This is a genomic window from Candidatus Gracilibacteria bacterium (assembly GCA_028687475.1).
GTDB lineage: Bacteria > Patescibacteriota > Gracilibacteria > BD1-5 > UBA2023 > STC-74.
On sequence record JAQUAB010000001.1, the window covers coordinates 89,061 to 111,255 of the forward strand.

At 34.6% G+C, this 22,195-nt stretch carries 24 protein-coding genes and 1 tRNA gene; 12 read left to right on the forward strand and 13 right to left on the reverse strand.

The annotated features are described in order from the left end of the window. Positions 1–106: 106 nt before the first annotated feature. Positions 107–298, forward strand: a complete 192-nt coding sequence (locus PHY14_00470) for a hypothetical protein (protein MDD2693388.1) — start codon at positions 107–109, stop codon at positions 296–298. A 148-nt stretch (positions 299–446) separates the two neighbouring features. Here the strand turns inward: PHY14_00470 and PHY14_00475 are convergent, their stop codons facing one another. Continuing rightward, positions 447–863: a hypothetical protein gene (locus PHY14_00475; GenBank protein MDD2693389.1), complete on the reverse strand. Its 417-nt coding sequence runs from the start codon at positions 861–863 to the stop codon at positions 447–449. A gap of 529 nt (positions 864–1,392) precedes the next feature. On the opposite strand from PHY14_00475, the gene PHY14_00480 reads away from it, so the two are divergent. From PHY14_00480 to PHY14_00500, 5 genes are read left to right on the forward strand one after another with little or no spacing between them, the layout of a single operon-like run. Further along, positions 1,393–2,061 carry a hypothetical protein gene (locus PHY14_00480; protein ID MDD2693390.1) on the forward strand — a complete coding sequence of 223 codons (669 nt, stop codon included), beginning with the start codon at positions 1,393–1,395 and terminating at the stop codon, positions 2,059–2,061. A 3-nt stretch (positions 2,062–2,064) separates the two neighbouring features. Continuing rightward, positions 2,065–2,949 carry a DNA cytosine methyltransferase gene (locus PHY14_00485; protein ID MDD2693391.1) on the forward strand — a complete coding sequence of 295 codons (885 nt, stop codon included), beginning with the start codon at positions 2,065–2,067 and terminating at the stop codon, positions 2,947–2,949. Next, the gene (locus tag PHY14_00490) at positions 2,939–4,006 is read left to right on the forward strand and encodes an HpaII family restriction endonuclease (GenBank protein MDD2693392.1); all 1,068 of its coding nucleotides are present in this window, start codon (positions 2,939–2,941) and stop codon (positions 4,004–4,006) included. The genes PHY14_00485 and PHY14_00490 overlap by 11 nt, the downstream gene beginning before the upstream one ends. 54 nt (positions 4,007–4,060) lie before the next feature. Next, the gene (locus PHY14_00495) at positions 4,061–5,215 is read left to right on the forward strand and encodes a hypothetical protein (protein ID MDD2693393.1); all 1,155 of its coding nucleotides are present in this window, start codon (positions 4,061–4,063) and stop codon (positions 5,213–5,215) included. 3 nt (positions 5,216–5,218) lie between these two features. Continuing rightward, complete coding sequence (locus PHY14_00500) at positions 5,219–6,403, forward strand: hypothetical protein (GenBank protein MDD2693394.1); 1,185 nt, start codon at positions 5,219–5,221, stop codon at positions 6,401–6,403. Here PHY14_00500 and PHY14_00505 read toward each other — a convergent pair. Continuing rightward, the gene (locus PHY14_00505; GenBank protein ID MDD2693395.1) at positions 6,392–6,649 is read right to left on the reverse strand and encodes a hypothetical protein; all 258 of its coding nucleotides are present in this window, start codon (positions 6,647–6,649) and stop codon (positions 6,392–6,394) included. The two genes, PHY14_00500 and PHY14_00505, sit on opposite strands and share 12 nt — an antisense overlap. A gap of 195 nt (positions 6,650–6,844) precedes the next feature. Between PHY14_00505 and PHY14_00510 the strand changes: the two genes are divergently transcribed. Both PHY14_00510 and PHY14_00515 read left to right on the forward strand, forming a co-directional pair. Then, positions 6,845–7,618 carry a hypothetical protein gene (locus tag PHY14_00510; GenBank protein MDD2693396.1) on the forward strand — a complete coding sequence of 258 codons (774 nt, stop codon included), beginning with the start codon at positions 6,845–6,847 and terminating at the stop codon, positions 7,616–7,618. Between the two features lie 35 nt (positions 7,619–7,653). Then, entirely contained in the window at positions 7,654–8,430 is a 777-nt protein-coding gene (locus tag PHY14_00515; GenBank protein MDD2693397.1) for a nucleotidyltransferase, read from the forward strand. 114 nt (positions 8,431–8,544) lie between these two features. Here the strand turns inward: PHY14_00515 and PHY14_00520 are convergent, their stop codons facing one another. Then, positions 8,545–9,105 (reverse strand): hypothetical protein, encoded by a 561-nt coding sequence (locus PHY14_00520; protein MDD2693398.1) that lies wholly within the window; start codon positions 9,103–9,105, stop codon positions 8,545–8,547. A gap of 519 nt (positions 9,106–9,624) precedes the next feature. Next, entirely contained in the window at positions 9,625–10,626 is a 1,002-nt protein-coding gene (locus PHY14_00525; GenBank protein MDD2693399.1) for a hypothetical protein, read from the reverse strand. Between the two features lie 350 nt (positions 10,627–10,976). On the opposite strand from PHY14_00525, the gene PHY14_00530 reads away from it, so the two are divergent. After that, positions 10,977–11,219 (forward strand): helix-turn-helix transcriptional regulator, encoded by a 243-nt coding sequence (locus PHY14_00530; GenBank protein ID MDD2693400.1) that lies wholly within the window; start codon positions 10,977–10,979, stop codon positions 11,217–11,219. 1,983 nt (positions 11,220–13,202) lie between these two features. Here PHY14_00530 and PHY14_00535 read toward each other — a convergent pair. The 4 genes from PHY14_00535 to murB all read right to left on the reverse strand — a co-directional run bounded on the left by PHY14_00535 (position 13,203) and on the right by murB (position 15,169). Further along, a tRNA-Phe gene (locus PHY14_00535) sits at positions 13,203–13,277 on the reverse strand. 46 nt (positions 13,278–13,323) lie between these two features. Then, entirely contained in the window at positions 13,324–13,749 is a 426-nt protein-coding gene (locus tag PHY14_00540; protein ID MDD2693401.1) for a hypothetical protein, read from the reverse strand. 10 nt (positions 13,750–13,759) lie between these two features. Continuing rightward, on the reverse strand, positions 13,760–14,200 hold the full coding sequence (ybeY, locus tag PHY14_00545) for an rRNA maturation RNase YbeY (protein ID MDD2693402.1): 441 nt from the start codon (positions 14,198–14,200) through the stop codon (positions 13,760–13,762). 39 nt (positions 14,201–14,239) lie between these two features. After that, positions 14,240–15,169: a UDP-N-acetylmuramate dehydrogenase gene (gene murB / locus PHY14_00550; GenBank protein ID MDD2693403.1), complete on the reverse strand. Its 930-nt coding sequence runs from the start codon at positions 15,167–15,169 to the stop codon at positions 14,240–14,242. 119 nt (positions 15,170–15,288) lie between these two features. Here murB and PHY14_00555 point away from each other — a divergent pair, with 119 nt between their 5' ends. Beyond that, complete coding sequence (locus PHY14_00555) at positions 15,289–15,684, forward strand: hypothetical protein (protein ID MDD2693404.1); 396 nt, start codon at positions 15,289–15,291, stop codon at positions 15,682–15,684. Here the strand turns inward: PHY14_00555 and yidD are convergent, their stop codons facing one another. Genes yidD through PHY14_00575 form a run of 4 tightly spaced genes read right to left on the reverse strand, consistent with a single transcriptional unit; the run spans position 15,685 to position 19,711 of the window. Continuing rightward, positions 15,685–15,936: a membrane protein insertion efficiency factor YidD gene (yidD, locus tag PHY14_00560; GenBank protein MDD2693405.1), complete on the reverse strand. Its 252-nt coding sequence runs from the start codon at positions 15,934–15,936 to the stop codon at positions 15,685–15,687. Positions 15,937–15,945: 9 nt separating this feature from the next. After that, positions 15,946–16,587, reverse strand: a complete 642-nt coding sequence (locus tag PHY14_00565) for a tetratricopeptide repeat protein (protein ID MDD2693406.1) — start codon at positions 16,585–16,587, stop codon at positions 15,946–15,948. Continuing rightward, positions 16,565–17,395, reverse strand: a complete 831-nt coding sequence (locus PHY14_00570) for a VWA domain-containing protein (GenBank protein MDD2693407.1) — start codon at positions 17,393–17,395, stop codon at positions 16,565–16,567. Before PHY14_00570 ends, PHY14_00565 begins: the two co-directional genes overlap by 23 nt. Positions 17,396–17,413: 18 nt before the next feature. After that, positions 17,414–19,711 (reverse strand): DUF4012 domain-containing protein, encoded by a 2,298-nt coding sequence (locus tag PHY14_00575; protein ID MDD2693408.1) that lies wholly within the window; start codon positions 19,709–19,711, stop codon positions 17,414–17,416. Positions 19,712–19,818: 107 nt separating this feature from the next. Between PHY14_00575 and PHY14_00580 the strand changes: the two genes are divergently transcribed. Together PHY14_00580 and PHY14_00585 are read left to right on the forward strand one after the other, a co-directional pair. Continuing rightward, entirely contained in the window at positions 19,819–20,043 is a 225-nt protein-coding gene (locus tag PHY14_00580) for a hypothetical protein (protein ID MDD2693409.1), read from the forward strand. Between the two features lie 67 nt (positions 20,044–20,110). Next, positions 20,111–20,341 carry a hypothetical protein gene (locus tag PHY14_00585; GenBank protein MDD2693410.1) on the forward strand — a complete coding sequence of 77 codons (231 nt, stop codon included), beginning with the start codon at positions 20,111–20,113 and terminating at the stop codon, positions 20,339–20,341. Between the two features lie 1,145 nt (positions 20,342–21,486). Here PHY14_00585 and PHY14_00590 read toward each other — a convergent pair. Beyond that, positions 21,487–22,119 (reverse strand): hypothetical protein, encoded by a 633-nt coding sequence (locus tag PHY14_00590; protein ID MDD2693411.1) that lies wholly within the window; start codon positions 22,117–22,119, stop codon positions 21,487–21,489. Positions 22,120–22,195 lie beyond the last annotated feature (76 nt).

Below are 22,195 nucleotides of genomic sequence, written 5' to 3' on the forward strand. Positions count from 1 at the left end.
AAAAAAAGACTTATCCTGCAATATTACCCAAGACACTGCCACAAAAATAATTTTGTTCTTCCTCCAACTTTTTCCCCACTCCGTCCGAAAATTGTTTTGATTTTTTATGAAATTTTTTTGACTTTCAGAAGGTTTATGATACTATGCTCGTACACCCGGTGAGTCAGCCTCACCTCCGAAAACTCAGTCTCACGACTGGGTTTTTTATATGTATGGATTCGTGATGAGCTTGCCTTGTACATCGACACAATCTGCCAATAGTGATGACTCCAACATCGATAGATCCGTTTTGACATAGGCGTCACAGATAGACATCATGACTCTCCCCTTTCAGAAGTACAGCAATACGCAAGTAAAGTGTTTGTCTTTTTTGTGTCTCTTTACCCGATGAATTGCTGGTGCTATGTCACTATCTCCACTCAGGATCAGGGCTTTGTCGTAGAGATCTAGTACTCATCCCTCGAAGATTGCGAGCGCGAGATTGACGTCGGTTTGCTTTTCTTCGTATGTTCCATAGGAGAACTTCTTGAGCTCACTATGGCATCTTTCGGGGAGATAACTGGCATTTTATCCGCATGAAACTTTCTCTCTACAGAGGTATAATTTCAGGAGATTATCTTGATTCAGAGTCATTTTTTGAGAACATCGAGGTAGTTATTGTGTCGGATAAGTCTTGCTTCATCCCATCTCGGCGGTGCAGTAAAGAAAAATATATCTTGTAGTATATCATCTGGTCAGAGGAAGCTTTCTACAAACTTTCTATAATTCAGCCACTTATATTTCTCTGGAAGATTATTGGCGATTGCATGGTATACATTGAATCCGTCTATATACGCAACAACTCTTTTTTTCGATCGATTCATACTTGATTTCCTCGGGAAAAATACAAGAAATGTGACCAACTTTCCCGCACGATTGTAATTCCCAATTATTACAGAAATATTAAATTCTGAAAGATTCTTCATACACCCTCCAGTAGAACCTTCCCTGAGCCAACTCTATGAAGTGATTTTCACATTGACAGTATATATTCATATATCACTATATATTTTCTATATATTCATGCATGAAATAGAGAGTATGTACACCGTATTGTTCCACAGGAAAATCTGATAAAAAAATACTCCGAGATTTCTCTTTGGAGTATTTTGTTTTTCTTGATGGTGACAAAGAAAACAGCGGTAAGAAATAAGGTTATCATTCATTTAATTTTAAAAAGAGATTTATTAGGAAAGGCTCTCAAAAAAGAAAAAAGCTAAAACCTTAATAGTAAAAAATAGATATTATATATTCAAGATCATCTATATATAGATCTAATAAATGAAAAAAGAGGTTTGAAAAATAGAGGAAAAGTGTAGAATAGGATTTATTAAAAATTTATAGATAAAATAAATGATATCGACAAACAAAATATACTGACAAACAAAACTCAAAAAAGAAGATATCATACTTTTTAGTCATTTTCTTGGTTTTTGAGATCCAGAAAATAGCAATATATGGTTTATATGAAATGAGGAAAGGCTTTTCCCTGAAGAAAGTTTAGAAGAAAGAATCAATACGATTCGTGATTCTAAAAAATCTAAACTTTATGATAAGAAAAATTATTTCACAAAATATTTTTATGATTATCAAGATAAAAATAACTTATGGTCTTGATATGAAATAATGCGGAAGCTTATACCAAATAAAGAAAACCTTGAACATGTTTTTATATCAGAGTTTTATTTTCTGCCTAGTGATAAATGAAATAATATTGCAAAAGAATATTGATTTTCTGAAGTTTCAAGAAATAGTTGCTATTTAGGAAATATTGATTTAAACGAACTATTAAGAAATAGACTGGAAACTATATTTCAATTTCTTACAGAATCATCTAAAAAAGTAGTTTACTTTTATAGTTATCAAGATAGGTATCTAGAAGAAAAACTATCTATTCTAAAAGAATTATTTTCATTTGAAAATGAGCAAAAGATCTGAAATAATTGAATTATATTAACATACAATAAAAGTAATACAATTTATATATGTAAATTACTTCCAAATTCTCCTATAAATTCATAAAAAATGTCTAAAAAAGATAAGAAAATTAAATTCATAGATTTATTTGCCTGAATAGGCTGATTTCACCTTGCATTTCATAACAACTGAGCTGAATGTGTATTTTCTTCTGAATGGGATGATCACGCCAGAAAAACCTATGAAACAAATTTTAAGAAAGTTTCCCCAGAATTGTTTGAGTCATGAAATTTCGTGTGAGATATTACCAAAATTGACGAAAAGAATATTCCTGATTTTGATATCCTCACATGAGGATTTCCGTGTCAGCCATTTTCTCAAGCGGGTCACAAAAAGGGTTTTAATGAAACAAGATGAACTTTATTCTTTGATATAGCAAGAATAATAAAAGAAAAGAGACCAAAAGCATTCTTTATAGAGAATGTACGCTGACTTTTAAATCATGATAATTGAAGAACCTTCTCAATAATCAAGGAAACCATTGAAAATGATCTCTGATATTCATTTCACTATAAAATAGTAAAAGCCTCTGATTTTTGATTACCTCAAAATAGACCACGACTCTTTATGGTAGGTTTTCGAGATAAAGATATAGAATTTTCTTTCCCTGAAAATATACCTCTAAAAATGACTATGTCAGATGTATGGGGATGAAAATGTAATAAAGAAATTGGCTTTACTTTGAGAGTATGATGAAAAGGGTCGGATATAAATGACAGAAGAAATTGGGATGCCTATTTAGTAGATGGGGAAGTAAAAAGGCTAAGTCCAAAAGAATGAAAAAAGATGCAATGATTTCCTGAGAATTTTGAGTTCCCTGTATCAAGAAATGAAGCAATGAAACAACTTGGAAACTCGGTGGCTGTTCCAGCCATACAAGCAGTAGCAGAAAATATCATTCTAGCCTTAACCAAGAAATATTATGACAAATAGTGCAATTACTGGAAATACTGGTGAATGGAGTGAATTATATGCATTAGTATTTATCTTAACATACTGAGGCCTTTTTGGTGCTGATAAGGAACAAAATAGGAAAAAGGAAATTTTTTATAAAGTTGTTGAAGTTTTCTTAGAATGAAAAAATAAAGAATCTACACTACAATATACTCTATTGGAAAAGGATATTGAAATATATAATCAGGGGAATTTACTAGGAACTATAAGTATTTCAGATTTGGAAATTCATTTAAAACAATTTTTTACAGACCTTAGTTCTCAAAATGATTGAAGAGCATACTCATTAGGAAGCTGATCTGCAATATTAGAACTTCTTCAAAGAAGATGAATCAAAGCATCCAGTAAAAAGAAAAAGGATATTGATTTAGTTATTTTAGACTCACTCACAAAAGCACCTACTCCAATACTTTGATTTAGTATAAAATCACAACTTTGAACAGCATCCACTCTACTAAATGCATCAAAAGCAACAAACTTTATATATGAAGTCTTGGATCAGGATTGAAATATTCCTACAAATCTCCCTGTTTTACATGATAAAAATGTAAAAGATAACATATGTCTACTGAGGAAGAATGGATTTAGAATAGCTTTCAGAAATATAGAAAGTGAAACTTTTGAGAAAAATATAGGATTAATTGATAGTAATCTGGCAAATAGTATAGCCACTATTATGCTCTCATATTATTCTAGAAACGGGACAAAAATTGCTGATCTTACAGAAATTGAATATCATGGAAACGATCAAGTAAAACATAAAATCAAAGAATTTATTGCAATAATGGCATTATGAATGATGCCAAATACTGAATGGGATTGAATATTGACGACTTTATGATGAATAATTCTTGTTAAAAAAGATGGGGATGTTCTTTGCTATTATTTATATAATTTAAGGGATTTCCAAGATTATCTATTTGATAATGTGAAATTTGATACCCCAAGTACAACTCGATATGGGATAGGAAAAATAATTAAAGAATGATGAAGGTCATTTATAAAACTAAATTTACAAATAAGATTTCTTCGCTAATTGCAACTTATTACAATTTAAATATAATTTTATCAAATATAACTTAGTTAAATTATGAAAGTCTTAAATAGAATCAATGATGCCCGTATCAAATCATTAAATGTTATGCTTGAGTTAAGCATAAAAGAATATTATGATCTATCGACATCAATATTAGATAATAACATCTTTCAAAGATGAAAAGTAAAATCCTCATCAGTGGTTTATAGTCTACTAAAATCTGACCTTAAAACTTGATGCATAATTCCACCAATTGTATTATCGCTATCTGCAAGAATCAACGAAAATATATCTGATGACGATTTGATCAAGTATATTAAAGAAAATAAGAATAAATTATCAATACTTGATTGATTACAAAGGACTTTTGTAATCAAGGATTTAGTAAATGAAACACAGGAAGATGATACAGGATTTCTATTTAATAATAAAGTTAGAATAGAAGTGTATGTTGGCATCGAAAAACTATGAATTCTATATAGAATGCTAACACTTAATACATGACAGACTCAAATGTCAGTAAGACATCAAATTGAAATAATATACTCTAATTATATTGAGGAAGGACTTGATGATATAGGAGTAAAATTAATAAGAGAAATTGACGATGAAACACCTAGGCTTCTATGAGAGTATAAATTTAGGGATGTCATAGAGTGATTTAGTGCATATCTAAGACGAAATTATTTAACCCTCGATCGAGAAGATCTTCTAGAAATCATTGAAAGTCTTGAAAAATTATCTAAGGAACAAGAGAATATTGATCTATTTAAAATGTTTCTTATAAGTTATCATTGATTTGTAAAGTTTATTTTTGATAATTCTAATAATTGGCAATTTGATGATAAATATTTAACGCTAAACTGACGACCTTTTTCGGTAAATGCATTAAACATGTTCAATAAATCACAAACTATGACTTGATTTGGTGCTGCCATAGGAAAACTAATCGATAATGCATCTATTTCTAACATTGATGATATTCAGAGAATGATAAATAAAATCGATCTTGGTAACATTGATAATAATCTATATGATTTATTAAAACAATTTGATTACATTCAAACTACTGCAAAGAAAATAGGTAATGATCAAAGAATGTTCTTTTACTATTTATTTAGAGCATTATTTAATGTTGATTCAGATGGTTACCTAAGCTTAGAAAAATCCATCCAGGAGGCGAAACTACAGTATTCTAGAAATGTTTAAAATATGTGAATTAAGATACGAAGATGAGATGGTGATAAACAACAATTTCATCTCAAAAATATAATATTTCAAGATGGGTATTTTTGTGTCTCCTCAGACAATGAAGAACTGAAAGTAATCTTTAATTATACCCCAAGATTACCTCGTGAAACCGTCTTTATTGATTGTGAAATTTACTTACTTATAAATCCATATCTAAAAGCAGAAAATGACGTATTTCAAGTGGAAATTAATGATAGACGTCTTTGATGGATTTTCCCCATCACTATTTTAGAATCAAATAGTCATAATGAAGCGGAAAATCATCACTTGCAACACTATCAATTTCAGGCATATAAAAAATTACTAGAAAAAGAAAAGGAACTTCCATTGGAAAACTCCCCTAACTCAAGTGGATTTAGAATTACTGATTTATATTCAGAAGATACAATAATCCTTATTTGGGAAAAAGAGAAAGAAAATACAATAGATGAATTTAATATAGAAGACTATTTATTAGCTTTATATAACTTTTGATACTATTCTCTTGATAAGTATCCAATAGGAATATCTATAGATAGAAACATAGATAGACCCCTGGGAAAAAAGATAAAACTAAAAAAATTTAACTTTAGTATTCATTCTGATAATTTTCTAAGAACTTTGTTTATTGAAAATTGAATTCATAATGAAAGCTATATAACTCGATTTATTCTATTATATCAAATAATAGAATATACAATAACTAATCATGTTAATGGAAAAATAAAAGAATCAATAAATACTTACTTAAGGTGAGATATGCCAAGAAATGATTTTATATTTGATTTACGTGAAATAAATAAAGAATCAAATGCTATTAACTCAATTTTTGAATGAATTACTAACCCAGAAGTTTTTATTGATGAGTGTTCAGCTTTTTTTCGATCTATAAACTATCTTCCAAAGAAAAGAGATAAAGCATGATTCGGAGATCAACTATATAGTCTGAGAAATATGATGGTCCATAATACTCGGCAATGCATGAGGAATACTGATTGAGCGAAAGAACTAGTTCATTTACTTGAAAAAATATTAGTGAATTTTCTGCTTGAGAAAGGAAATGTATTATTTGATTCTCTAGAAAATAATACAAAATCTAAGAAAATATGAATTATTTCTAGATTATTTAATGTATTGACTAATATAAAGAAAAAATTAATTTTTTAGAAAATCCCATTTATTCTGATCAAGCCAACCATTATAATTGGCGGTTATCTCTGAAATAAAAAGTCGATCATTCTTATCTACATATTTTGCAAGGTGCTCACTTATATCACTTGCACTTCCATTGAATTTTACAAACCATACGGATTCCAGGGCATGGATGTGTGGATATCTTTTGATCTCAATATATAGATTAGCATAATCATGTCATGGAACTTTTAAATCATAAGTGATGAGATAGTTTTTCATAGGTTTTACAAGTGATAATTATCTATAATAGAGGATTACGTCCTTTTCTTTAAATCTTCCAGAAAGTCCAAATCATAAATAGTTTATTTACAAATTTCGTTTTTCCAATAAAATTTTCCAGATTGATTTAATCCCTTATTTTTCGAGTTATAAACTCTATCATTTCTGAGTCTAATAAAAATTAAATTGTAAATTATGCCAAAAAGAAAAGATCCTATTCGAGAAAACTTTTACAAACAACTTGAGCATACCGAATCAGTATTATCTTGGCTTTTCTACATGGGTGCATTTTTATCGTTTGCACTTCTTTTTATGGATCAAAAGATCTATAGTCAAATCTATCAAATTACCACGATTACTTTCATTCTTGTTGTTATTGCCTTCTTTTTACTTGGCATAATATCGAGGTATTACTTATTCACACGCGCAGAGGATGCTAGGCGAGCGGACTTTTTATCGTATGTATCTGGTGTAAATATCACACATCAAAAAACAGTAGGTTATTACAATAATAAAGAAATCGAAGTGGATAGTAAGCTTATGATTACCGTTCTTGAGAACACCTTTTTTAGCAAATCCATACTACTTGCAATGCTTAAAATAGAGAGAATAAAGATGATTATTTATGTATTTGTTTTCATGATATTTATTCTAAATCGTACTACTCCGCTTGACTTAATAGCTACTGTAGCACAAGTAATTTTTAGTGAAGAAATTATTGTAAAATGGATTCGTATGGAGTGGTTACGTATGCGAGTAGAATCTATTTATGATAAAACATATTCACTTTTTCATTCAAAACCATCAAATGAGATAATGCAAGTGAGAGGACTAGAAGCATTTGGGAATTATGAATGTGGAAAAGCACTTGGTGGCATCTTATTATCTGCAAAAATCTTCGAGAAGATGAATCCTAAACTTACAACAGAATGGGAATGAATTAAAAAAAATCTTCCAATACATCGTTAATCAGATCTATATTTCATACTAATTCAAATAGACTTATGTCAGTCCTTAGTTATCTACAAAATAAAGCCAGCAGTGCTGTTCTTTCTGTCTCAGAAAAATCAAGCATTGATACCTCTATCTCTACACTTAAAACACGACTTGGTTATCACTTTTCTAATAGTGAAATCAAAGAACACTTTCGTTTTGGATCATCCACTCGGGATACAATACTTCCACGTTTTATGGATGACCAATCCGATATAGATTATATGATTGTTTTTTCTGATAATCAATACACACCCCAAACATATTTGAATCAACTTAAGAAATTTGCCACAGATCGTTATGGTAGTTCTGAAATTTTTCAGTCCAGTCCAACTATTGTTCTTGAATTAAATCATATCAAATTTGACCTTGTTCCTGCAATTCGTACATGGAGTGGTGGTTTGCAAATTCCGAGTAGGACATCTGCTTGGCAAGATACAAATCCAAATGATTTTAATAACAACTTAATTATAGCAAACACAAGTAATTCATTTTTAATAAAGCCAACGATACGGCTTATGAAATACTGGAATGTGAAAAGTGGTGGTGGATTTGATTCGTTTTTGCTTGAAAAATGGATTATAAATCAGAATTTTTTCAATTGTTCCAATCAAAAAGATTACCTTTTTTCTATAATTGATAAGCTGACCACCTCTACCAATTACTCTCAAAAACTTAACGATGAAATAAGTCGTGCGAAGAAAATAATTACCACAGTTAGAGAAGATGAGGCTAAATATCCAAACTTGGCTGAATCTGAAATAAAAAAATTATTTCGAGATTCATAATTTATATATCATTGTACTTATACTTTCCTTTGTAAATTCTTTACAATTGAAATAAGATATTCTTCTCTTATTTAAAGGATTTTCTCATTTTGCAATTTCAGATTTTTCATTTTTTTAGTATATCTTCCCTCCTGTCTCTCGTAACCACTCAACATATTTTGGACCGTATTCTTGTATAGACTCTTGTTGCATTTTCTGAGTCCTCTTTCTCGTTTCTCTCATGTCTCTTACCTTTGCTCGTTCTCGAATAGAACTCTCGGCATCTTGAAAGAAAAGAGCCATATTTGAGTAGCTTATCTTATGTTCTCTGAGGAGCTTAAAAACAAGCTCTTCCGTATCTTTCCATATCTCTCGTGTTTTAATAAGTTCATCAGTAAAGTCAGTTTTAGATTTTGAGTATTTATATCCTCCTTTCCATTTATCACTAAATCGTCTCATACTTTTTGCTGGAGCTCTTTTATATTGTGCACCCTCCTTTCTTGGTGTTCCTTTTGGATATTCGTCAAAACTAGAAGCATCAAAACCAAATCGTGACATGATTTCTTCAGGAATATTTGAGAGGTCACCTCTTGAATATCTGGCTTCTTGTTCATTTCATGCTTCATCAATTTCTTTATATTCAAGACAAGAAGCATTTCAGAATAAGTAAATCTTTAATCCTCCTACAGTAATCATGGAATATCCTGTTTCTCTATGAAGAAGAGTGTGTTGTTTCATTTCATTGTTGTAGGATTCGAGAAATGGGAGTTCTTCAATAGGTGGAAGAGTTTCTTTTATATTTTCTGGTTCGGGTACTACAGAAATATCCTCTAATTCTGGTGGTAACTCAGGAGGTTGTTTTCCGAGAACTGAAAATATTGAAGAGGGAGAATGCATATGAAATGAAGGTAAAAAGTATGCTCTTTTTCATTTTCTTTCAAAAAATCATTCATTTTTGAACCATTTTCAGAAAGAAAATATACAGTTTCCTGACTATAGAGCCACTACATATAGATATTGCATGTCGAGCGTAATAGCTTCTGTATATTAGTGTATTGGTCGTATTGTATTGTGTATTGGTTTCAAATAGATAGTGTAATATCTCGTATATATTGGTGTATTGGTTTCGGGTAGTATATGTATTGGATTACATAAGGCAATACTTGGCAAGAAAAATCCCTCTCGGGAATGAGAAGGATTTCTTATGTTTTATTACTAATTTTTCAAGGGAATAGTTACCCAATCTTTCATATTGTTTTCTATTATAGCATATTTCAAAGTATCGTCATCTGTATAATGTACATCAAAAACAGCATTATATACTTTCGGGGAAATTACTCAATCTATCATTATTTTCCACTTACTATTTTCATAAGGCATTCAATCTTCTATCTCTAAAGGAACTACAAAATGATTGTCTTTTGTTATAAACCAATTTCCCATCCATTTTCCATCAAGTCAGTAATGCATCATACTTCTATATCATGAGGCAAGTACTGTATCGTTTTTAAGGAAGTCGAAAGTAGTTTTATATTCTGTATATTCAGAATCTGTTCCGGTACCAGTTGTCCATTTAGGAGTTTCTTTTTCTCCTATGTAAATAATATCACCATTTGGAAGGCATCAGTTATTATGATCGAATCATTCAATCTTCTTATAATGTGGTCATTCTATATTATTTTTTACCATGAATTCTTCATTATTATTTGAAGCTTTGAATACATCATTTCAATTACATATATAATGATATTGTATTTTATCATATGACGCTATTTCTTTTCCATTAACTATAAGTGTATCTTTTTCATTAGTACCTCATGATGAGGCTATAGCAATATAAGAATAGTTTCAATCTTCTGAAATATCAAATTCTTTAATGCTATAATATGGTCCATATTCTATTCCATCAATCGTAACATACTCTTCTCTACGATATAATACTCAACGTTCTTTTGGTTGGTTATTGTTTGAACGGAAGATAAGTTTATTATTCATGTAATGCAGTTCAGTAATCTCATCATATTTCTTTGATTCCTTTTTTCCTGTTACAACAAATTGTTTTCCATTACGAGTACCAATTATGCTCGTATGTTTTCAATCACTAGAAGTCTTAATATCTCAAATGGTAACATAAGGATCTTCTTTTTGAGAGAAGTAAACACCCAAACCGACAAGAATAATAGCAAGAACTATGACGATCCATTTATATTTTTTCATAAAAAAATGGTTATAAAATAGGGATTTATAACCAAAATGACATAACTACTTAGGAGGTTTTAGCGAACAAAAAGCAAAAAGGGCGACTTATGTGCTATGTGTTCGCCAAAACCCATTACCTATCCGAGCATTAAAAACAAGGACGGTGCGACATAAGTCGCCCTTTCTATCTTTAATGCAAGAAAATAGGGATATTTTAAGAAATAGTAACGGATTTTGGCACGACCTATACTATCCTAATTTATAAATAATGCAAGAGTATTTTTTATAAAATCATTATTCCGTATTGATTTTTCAGTATTTGTTGATAATATATTACATATACTATATAAAATATAAGTTTAATCTTTATGGGAAGACCCAAGAAAAAAATACTCCTTCATGAAAGACTCAAAATAGCTCGACAAGAAAAGAATATGAGTATAGATGCCCTTACGAAGGAAGCGAATATTACTTATGTTACTTATGGAAAAATTGAAGCATGAATAACAGATAATCCAACTATCAAGAATCTTACTCGTATTGCTCGTACACTCGAAGTAAGCATAGATGAACTTGTGCAAGATATGGATTGGAACGATAAAGAAGAGTAAAGTCTTCCCTATAAATTTCATAATTCCCCTCTTTTCAATTATGCCGAAAAAACTCAAAGAACGAATATTTCGATACTTCTTTCTCCAAGGTACAGAGAAAGAAAATGAGGAACTCAAAAGAGAGCTCACAGAAGTACTTAAAGAGATTGTACTCAAAAAAGGATTTGTGATCTTTGAGATACTCTTATTTCTTCTCATCGTATCAATTATTTTGAATGTTGTACAATATTTCTTAAACCGATAATCTCATGGAAAAGAAAATCAACATATGATGTTACATACGTATATCATCTTTAGAGCAAAAAAAGAATGGGCATGGCAAAGATTTACAATTAGACAAGATCAAGAAATTTATCGAATATAATTCTGATAAGTGATATGTATACAATGAAGAATTTGTCTATAAAGATCTTGGTATATCTGGAAGCAAAGATGAGAATGAGAGACCATGATTGAAACAAATGAAAGAGGATATAAAGAATGGAAAAATACAGGCAGTTGTCGTATATCGATTAGATCGATTGGCACGTAATACAAAAGTACTCCTATCTCTCATCGAGGAGTTCAATAAACATGGGATTGTTTTCATGTCAGTAAATGAAAATATCGAGACAACAACAGCGAATGGACTCTTCTTTATTACTATGCTCGGTGCCATTGCTACTCTTGAGAGAACAAATAATAGTGAGAAAATGACAGCTTGAAAAATGGAAGCTGTCAAAAAGTGAATATTTGCAATCTGAGGAAATCCTCCTTATGGTTATCGGAAAAATCATGAAACAAAGAGACTTGAGATTGATCCAGAACAAAAAGAAGTAGTACTAGAGATATTTGATCTCTATGTAAATCAAAATAAATCCATATCCGAGATATGAAAAATCCTCTATTCTCGGGGTATTGGAACGAGTTATGAAACCAAGCTCAAGAAAGAAAGAATTACCCCATGAAGAAAGTGAAAATGGTCTCCTGCTCAGATATCTCGTATTCTATGAAGTGAAGCTTATATAGGTCAATTATGGGTAAATAAAACCATTACAGAAGAATATACAGCTATATCTCCCGAAATTGGAAAAGAAATCAAGAAAAAGAGACAAGTAGAAAGACCGAAGGAAGAATGGCTTCTTATGGAAGTGGAGCCAATCATCGAAAATAAACTTTTCCTAAAAGCTCAAGAAAAGCTCATTACGAATAAGTACAGATTCAACAACAATAATAAGCCGATTATTCGTCATCTTTTCGCATGACTCACAAAGTGCTGAGTGTGCTGAGCTAATTATAAGGCATATAGGGAAAGAGACAAATCATGAGAGCATAAGGTATATTATAGGTGTGGTCATGGTCACTCACTCAAATATGGGGATGAGCGGTGTCGAAATTCTCAAGTCCGAGAAACTGAGCTTATCGAGGGTACTTTCGGGCATATCGATAGATTCATCAAGAATCCAAAGAATATCATAGAGGAATATCTAAAAGAAAATATCGATAAAAATGAAGCTGAAAAATATAAGAAAGAGCAAGAGAAAAACTCTCTACAAATTCGAGAAATATATAGTATTGTCGATGAACTTTTTGATAGTCTCATCAGCGAAAGAAATCCAACATTCAAAGAGATAATTCAAAAAAAAATCGATACTCACAGAGAGAGGATCGAAGTATTAGAAAAACGAAATATGGAATTATCAGAGCTTATAAAAAGCCAACTAGATAAAATAGAAAACTCAAAAGAAGTACTTAGATTTTCTGAAAAAATGAAAGGAAAAGATATCTATTCATTTACACGAGAAGAGCAAATAAATCTCCTAAATCTTCTCATCAAAAAAATTGTAATCAATACTGACAATATAGATGTTTATTATATTTTTGAGGACGATGAGTGATGATGAGGTGATAATCAGGAAGATACCCCAAATGGAGACCCTACGAACAAAGAAAAAGGTTTAACTCCTCATAATGAGAAATTAAACCTTACTGCTGTTTCTGAAATGGTGGCGAGGAGTGGAATTGAACCACCGACACAAGGCTTTTCAGGCCTCTGCTCTACCACTGAGCTACCCCGCCGTGGTGAGTGAGTGCGATTATATGGAGAAATTTGAAAAAGCAAGTTTTACTCGTCATTTTCTCCTATTTTTATACTTTTTCTCTTCAAGGAGATGGTATGAACAGATTGTCCAATGGTTCTCTCGTGCTTATTTTTCGATGAGAGGATATTTGCTACTGACTGGCAAGGAGAATTACTAAGAGTAATTTCCCAGCTTCACATCGATTCTACAGGAATACTGACTTCTTCAAGCTTTATATCGACAGGAAATCGGATATGCATAGCACCATAGACCGCGCATACCATTCCATTTTCAATCATCCGAAAATATGAAGAATTTGATTTTTTGAGATTAGGAAAGAGAGCATGCAAATGTCAGATAAGCAACTGAAGTATATCTTTATATTCTTGTTCTAGTCTTATTATCCGTTCTTGCGAAGATAACTCTCAAGATTTTATTCATCCATCAACTACCTTTAATGATGCATTCATAATAAAGAAGTTATATTAATATTTCTTTCCGAAGCGGTTCTTCATAGCTCCACATAGCTTCATAGTCTTCGTCCGTCTCGTGATCAAAACCGATTATATGGAGGATCGAATGAATGACAAGAGTTTCGAATTCCTTTTCTGCAGTGTGTCCGTACTCCTCTGCCTGTGTGAGAATCCGAGACTCCGAGAGGATAATCTCTCCCGCGATATCATCATCCGCTACATCGGTGAAATCTTCGAAATAGTGAAATGAGAGCACATCCGTCGTCTTGTCGATACCACGATGATCACGGTTCAGTGCCTGTATTTCTGTATCCGAGAGAAATGCAATATCCAGGATTCCCTTCTGAGGAATATCGACCATCTCGTCGATACGTTCAAAAATCATCTGAATCCGAGATGTATCGAGTGTGAATTTTTCGGGATGATTCAGAATCTGGTAAGAAAACATGACGGTAATTGTTATTTGTTCATTGTTATTTGTTCATTGTTATTTGTTCATTGTTATTTGTTCATTGTTATTTGTCACGATTCGTACTTCTTCTTCGAGCTCGACACCGTATTTCTCACGGATAGTATCCTTCACGAGGTCACGAAGTCATATGACATCCTGCCAGGTTCATTTCTGATCGTTGATGAAGAAGTTCCCATGCTGTTCACTCACTTTCACCCCACCGACTCGTGTCCCCTTCAGTCCTGATTCGTCGATCATTTTCCCTGCTGACATTCCTGGAGGATTCTTAAAAAAACTTCCACACGAGAATCCTGGTGGTTGCTTCACTTTGCGAATCGCCTGAATATCTGCAGGTGTGAATTGTCCATAATCCTTGTTCTCGAACGGAGAGACATCGAGGAGCATCGACACGACGAAAAACCGCTCATCTCACTTCAGGATACTGCCACGATATCGGTATTCCATATCATCATGCGTGTAGGTGTGGATGATACTGCTCTCGAGCTCGAGCACTTCCGCCTCGACGAATATATCGGCTGTCTCGATACCAAAGCATCCAGCATTGCCGACACAAGCACCACCGATTGTCCCAGGCAGTCCAGTCCAAGGCACAAGGACAGAGATTCCATAGTGCTGGTAGAGTGCAAGTGCGAAAACCGTACTCATCTCACCACTATGTACGCGGACATAAGTTCGCCCATGTTGATCGAACGGTTCACTGTATCCTGCATAGCGATTGCGGACGATGATGCCGTCATATTCATCGAATGCGAAAAGGCAATTCGAACCACCACCCACTATCATTATCGGAATCCCCTGTTCGCGTGCAAATGTATAAACCATCGGCAATAACATCACATGATCCCGTTCTGTGATATCGAAAAAATATCGAGATTTTGCAGGAGTCTTGAATGCAGAAATGAATCAAACATCGCGGTCATGTTCGAGAAAATGTGGTACAGTCATGCTCTGATAGTATGGAAAAGGCTGAGAAAGTAAAGATTTCCGAGTGAATTTTCGTATTTTCAGAATAAGTATTGACTATTATAAAAATATCCTATAATCAAATCTTCTTAAAAAAGAATATGGAAGATTTTCAACTCGCGGATGCCATGAGAATTCGATATTCTCAAGAGAAACAAGAAATCTATAATATGCTTTCTTCGCTCTTCTATAGAATCATCGAAAATGATTCTCAAGGAAGAGAACATGGAAGAGGAATATGTATAAGTATTTGCACGTACTTGGATAACCCATCAGAGTGAGGCATCCATCAAATCGAGCGCATGGGAATCAATCAAAAAACGAGTAAAGAAATTCGCGATATATCTCGATTTATTCAAATGACATGAGAATCACAAGAAGATATCAGAGATTTCATAGATGAGATCCTCAAATATCTGAGCAACAAACTCCTCAACCAAGTTCTAGGAAAAAGGTCTACTATAGAAAAGAAAGTCTATACTCTTCTCGCCGCATAATTACTTCGAACTTTTCTCTACAGGATTATACCCGCCCTTCGACCACGGATTACACCGAAGGATTCTCCCAGTTCACTTGATGAGTCAGATGATGACTCATTTTTTTTCGAGAGATTCTATCATATAGTCGCTACAGGATGGAATATGCTTGCAATATGGCGGTCGGTTCAGTGACTTTGCCCAGACAGAATGATCGGGCGAGAGGTATTTCTGATATTGACGGACGATGAAGATGAGAGTTTTTTTGATCATAAAGAGAGATTACCAATCCACTCGCTCGACTCATTCATCGAGGAATTTCCGTGTATCTGAGAGATTTTCTGGAGTAGTATTGAGCGGATAGAGGTATTTTTGTTTTTCGGATTCCGTCTTAGCGAGTGAATCAAGCGCTGACTGGAGAGAACTCGTACCTGAACCACTTCCTGAAGGAAAAGCTATATTTCCTGTATTCGAGACCGTTCCAGAGGCATTCTCAGAATTCGAAGAAGATTGACCATCGAGCAATGCGATCTTCTCGAGGAGCATATCATTCGGACGAATATCACGAGCGAGGATGTAGAGCTTCTTCACATCATCCTTCGAACCACTGGAGAGATAGAGAACATCACCATAGAGCTCATAGACTCGTTCTCTCGCGGTGATTTCTGGATTCGATTGTACGAGTCTTTCGAGAATAACACGAGCTTCATCATATCGCTTCTCTTTCGCGAATGCGAGTGCTGTATTGTATCGTGACTCGGGCATATCCTGAGAGATCCCTGAGAGGAGAGAGAAATTCTCGACAAGTATTCTCCATGAGAAAACCATGAACAATATCAACCAAAGCCCAAGAAAAATCATACTTTCGAGAAGTATTTTTTTCCACTTTTTTTCGGTGATGTTAGTTCTTTCTCAGTGAGACATACGGAGGGAAGATCAGAGCCAAGAGGATAAAAAGCGAACCGATGATGCGGAGTATGAAGAGGAGTGATTCTGGTTTTTGTATTTCTATTTTTGGTGTAATAGCCTCAAGCACTTCAGGAATTTGTCGTGTATTTTCTATCGTAGAAACTGTGGCACTATATATCTTGGCGAGTTTCTCGATATTCGATTGCTCGTATGCAACATTCACTTCCTTGCCCTGATATATCTTGTATCGTCGCTGTCCGAGCGCGTCATAGCCGAGAGAGATGGGTCAGCCAGATTCCGTCCCGATTCCGACGATCTGCAGTCGGACTCCCTCAGGAAGCGGTGGAAAATCAGAAATTCCCGTATCGCCACCATCAGAGAGAAGAATCACGTTCAGGGGAGTTTTGCGCGTGCTATAGAGTGATGCGAGCAATCCGAAAACACTCTTCATATCACTTCCACCATTGTCCATGACTGGAGCGATATTGGCAACATTGGTATCGAGAATGTTCTTGTCAGAGGTCAGTGGTACAAGCACTCATGGACTCCGCGCATAGATGAGCACTCCATGATTCCCCGAGAGCTCATGGACTCCACTCATCACGAGCGAACGCGCTACTTCGAGGCGGCTATGATTCAGATTCTGTACACTATCCGCGATATCTTCGACTGCCATACTCATCGAGTTATCGACGATCCATATGGTATCATTTCCTGTGTTTGATTCTTTTTGCCCTAGACTGAATCCAAGGAGAAAAAGTCCAATCACCAAAAGAAAAAGAGAAATGAGAAATCGACGATGAGAAAAAGTGGAAATATGCATGAAGAATTATGGGAGAAACTATTTCATCATCGTATTCTGAAGTCCTGGCTGACGATACCAAGTGAGCCCACCTGTGAATGTCTGACAGTCAGCAATCGGAGTAGTATAGCGAATTGTTTTCGAAGCACTCGCACCCACTGGAGTCTCCATAAGCCAGGTGAATACAGTGCTATCATCTTTCTCTACCGTCTCGATACCAATCGTAGAACCAGTCAATACGGAACCCTTCGGAGTATAGAGTCGCATATAGGTTCGATTCGCTCCGTTTCCTTGGACGAAGAGCATTTTCTCACGGATTTTCTGATCTTTGATACCGAGAAAGTCGAGATATTTCTCGAGCGTTGTACTATCGGATTTCTCGTACGAATGCGTGTGGGTGAATGTCATCTTGTTCTGATATTGGCAACTGCCGACAGGGAAAGTATCAGACTCATAGAGTCGCTTCATGAAGCGATCACTCTTGTTCCCAGATACCGAAGTCAGCACTGGATACGCCCAGTTCCGCGGACAATCGTTTGCTCCTGTATTATTCATTATTCATTGTTCATTGTTCATTGTTCATTGTTCATTGTTATTTGCTCATCCGCACTGCCATGGAAGTTCTTTTCGGAAAGTCGAGAGAAAATCATCTACCTGAACATCGCGCGAAGCAAAAAGGATTTCTCCATTTCTGAGTTCTTCTTCGAGCAGTGTGAGAACCGTATCATAGGCTCGTTTCTCATTAATTTTTGCAGCCAGCGCAGAAATAAATCGGAACAGTGTATCTTTCGGTGTATTCACTTCCCCGTGACGTGCCTCGACGAGTGTCGACATCAGTGGAGAAAAATTCTCACTCGTGAATGGCTCGGTCACGCCAGAAAGTGTAACTGGTCACACTTCCTTCAAAATATCTTCGACGATTCCTTGGTGAATCGCGATTCCTGTCGTGAGCGTCGCATCGCCCGAACGTTCGATGAAGGCATTCGCTTTTTCGAGAGTGTCACGAAAATCAGGATAATAGTTCACATCACGCAGTCCATAGTTATCCGTGAGGAGCGCGACACCAGGAGGTGGCACTTCCTTGTACGGATAGAGATTCCAATCATAATAATACACATCATCCGTGCGATAGTCGAGGACATTTCCCTTGTAGAGAGTGAAGGTGATGACACTTCCAGGGAATCCACCATTGGCGCGAATCTCATCACGATTCTGATTGAAGATGATATATCGTTGCGGTTCATCATGTCCGAGCATTTGGAGGATATTTTTCTCGTGAGACTCATAGAATCCGAGTATTCATCCGAGTTGTTCGAAAGTTTTTCCGATATGAATCAGTTCGTCTTTTCGGCTATCAGAAATATTTCTCGCGCGATCGAAAGCCATGCTCGCATCATGCAGCGCTGTTGTCAGAATACGAATCGCATCTTGATTCTGTGTGAGCCAATCGGTCGGCGTATCGATACCCAGTGGCGCGAAAAGTGTGATATCTCGTGCCTTGGCTCGAAAACTCGGCAAAGAAGAATTGTCGATGGAATCATGAATAATCGAACCAGAAAACGTCTCGCCACTTCCTGTCGGAATCGTATTCACCACTGCATCCATACCACGAGTCAGCGCCAGTCCGCCATCGATCGCGATCGACGCGAGTCGGAATTGATCCTGCGGAATCCATCGGAACGGCATGAAGAGGATATTCGCACGTTCAAAATCTCCACGTGATGCATGAATCGATTGCAATAGCGTTATTTTGTCAGAAATATTCCTGAGTGCCACGAGTTCATGGAGCCCATCCTCGACGAGGAATTTCGTATAGAGAAGCGTGGGAATCGAGAGTGACACGAGGATAAATAAAGTTGCGAAGATCGATTTCCGTTTTCGCTTCAGGAGTGTGCGCGTATTCTTCCATTCGCGGCGCAAGTGGAGTGAAGCAGGGAGTTTTCTGCGATAGATGTCTCCGTATTTTTGCTCAGAAAGGATCGGAATCTCGCGCCGAATATCGAGCGAACCGAATGGAATCTCGAGTGGAGGAACGAGATCGATGGTATGGAATCGTGGGCGAATCTGGAGAATCTTGGTCGTGAGAAGGGACGGTTGCCAGAACTCAGATGTCGAGAGATCGAGTGTTGATATCGTGCGAAATCGCTTAATAGAGAGCTTGTGTGAGAGTGAGAAATCATGCGTCACACCACGTCATTTCGCGAGTGTATCGAGAATCGGCTTCGTCGAACGAATCGCATGCACGCTCGAAATCGGGAACATACTCGCAATATCGAGCATACTTCCCTTGCCTGCCTGGAGATCGAACGAGATGATATCGCTATGGTGATGAGACATACTGGCACGAAGTATAGCGAAAAAAGTTTATGAGTAAAGAATATCCTCACATTCCCCATATCCTAAGACATAAAACTGCATTTGACATTCTATATATACATATTAATATGTTCATACAAACTCATAAAATTACCCATATGTATCAATCCATCAATCTTTGAATCTCATGAAGCCGATATCATCATGATATCTTAGCAAAGCTACCAGTAATAGAACAGCCCAATAGACCGTCAATGAGATGAGATATGGGGAATATCCAAGAAGTTATTGATCGATGTGAGGCAGTCCATGCTTGGTGTCTCGCGAACCCAGGAAAAGATTTGAAATTCTAAAATCCATGGACTCCATGGATTTTTTTGTTATACTTGAAGTAGTTTATATTTTTATTACTTTTCTTATATGTGACCTTTTGATATGTGACCTTTTGAAGCTCTAGGTCGAGCGGTTGCTTGATATCCATTTCCTCGTCAACAACATCAATGTCCTAGAATATCGACTTGAAATGGAGCTCCTGTTCCTGAAGTTGTTCAGACATTGTTAGAAGATACTATTCATCCGGCAAACGCACTTTCTAGTCGGCAACTCCACAAAGTAGCTGAAGATATCCTCAGACTTCATTGAATCAACTAAATCTATGACTAATCATCAAAATCTCATCACCTGTCCGAATTGCGGTCAGCAGTTTTTCAAAATCCATGGACGCCATGGATTTTTTTATTATACTTCATCCAACTCATAAAACTATGAAAAATGAATTAGAAAGATTCAGAGAGTATAGAGATGCTTATCTATCTGAATTACCGGAAAACATCCTACAACCATGAGATCCGAATTATCATCTCTACAAATGTCGAACAAGCGTATTTTGATGAATTTCTCTCAGAATTTCTCAGTTAATCAATAAAGGTATTATTCCTGATGATGATCGGCTACAATCTTTTTTTGATTTTATAAACTTCAGACATCAACAAACTGAAAGATGAGATACCCCCAGAACAACTCCAAAGGAGATAGAAATAATAAATAATGCTATATGAATTGTTATTAAACTTCTCGAATTAACCCCTAGAAACTAATATGTCCTCCCAAAATCTCATCACCTGTCCGAATTGCGGTCACCAGTTTTCTCTCTCCGATGTCCAGAAACACGAGATGGAAGAGATGCGAGAGAAAATAGTGTCCAATATTACACTATCAACTCAAACATCCCCCATACCAACAAGTCTTTCTTATCGAAGTTAACAGAAAAAGGTGAAGTATAAAATACAAAACTACATCCATACACCCATGCTATACTAATTTATCTTTAGACTTATACGAGATAAACCTAATTATAGTATTGAGAATGACAGCATCAAATATGATAAGAAAATTGGTAAGATCAAATCCTAGAAATAGAGTCATAAAAGAATAAGATTTAATTTATACTAAAATGCCGAATAAAAGAGACAATATAATTATCAAGAATGCTGGAAACAATAAGATATATGCTGTATATATCTTAATCTGATATACATTCTTATTGTATTGGACTTCCTTCATTTTCTTATTAAGAATAAATATATTTATCGGAAAGATAATAACTGAGTATATTAAATATAAAAGATATATCTCAATTCATTTTAATCATGAGTCATATGCATAATATAAAGGGATACCTGTGATTCAATAAAAGATTCACAACAATAATATCAAAATAATCACATGTGTGCTAGAAAATTTTAAAGCGGTTTTTAATATAAAAAACAAGTTCTTTGAATAAGTCATAAAAAGAATTAAAATATTATAGGATATTCTTGATTTAAAACTTTTATCAATACTTCAATTGTTGAAGTAATTTCATTAATTGCCAATTCAATGCCCTTATCATAATAAGGTCTGTCATCTATTTCATTTATATTTGCCTTAATTAAATTGAAATCATTTTTAAAAACTTCAACTGAAAATCAGGCAGAGTATATTAAAGTACTTGGCATATATGAATACGTATAACCATATCATATAAGCATATTACCCAATTGATCAAGCTTATATTCTTGTCATTCAAAATATACAACACAATTTGCAGAATAGCTTTCTCATGCACAATTTTCTTTAGTAATTGGTTCAAATGCTATATCCCTATAATCACTTCTCATCTTTGGATTATATGAGTCATCTAAAAATCCTGATTTAGATACTTTTTGGAAGAAATTATCTCTCCTAATATCCATCATATCTTTCTTTAATAGAGTTGTAGCATCATGGGCTTGGACAAACTTCTTTTCCTTCCCAAATGGGTCAACATACATCACTGGAGAGTTCGCTACATAGGTGTAGAGGTTGATGTTATCTCTCATACCGATAGGATCCTTCTGAAGGAATCTGTCTGATGATGAGTCGTAAAGTTCTGGCTCTGAATGGAGCAAAATAGATTTACCAATCAACTATTTCTTGAAATGAAAAAATACAAATATTAATGAGCAAGCATTTAATATAAATTGT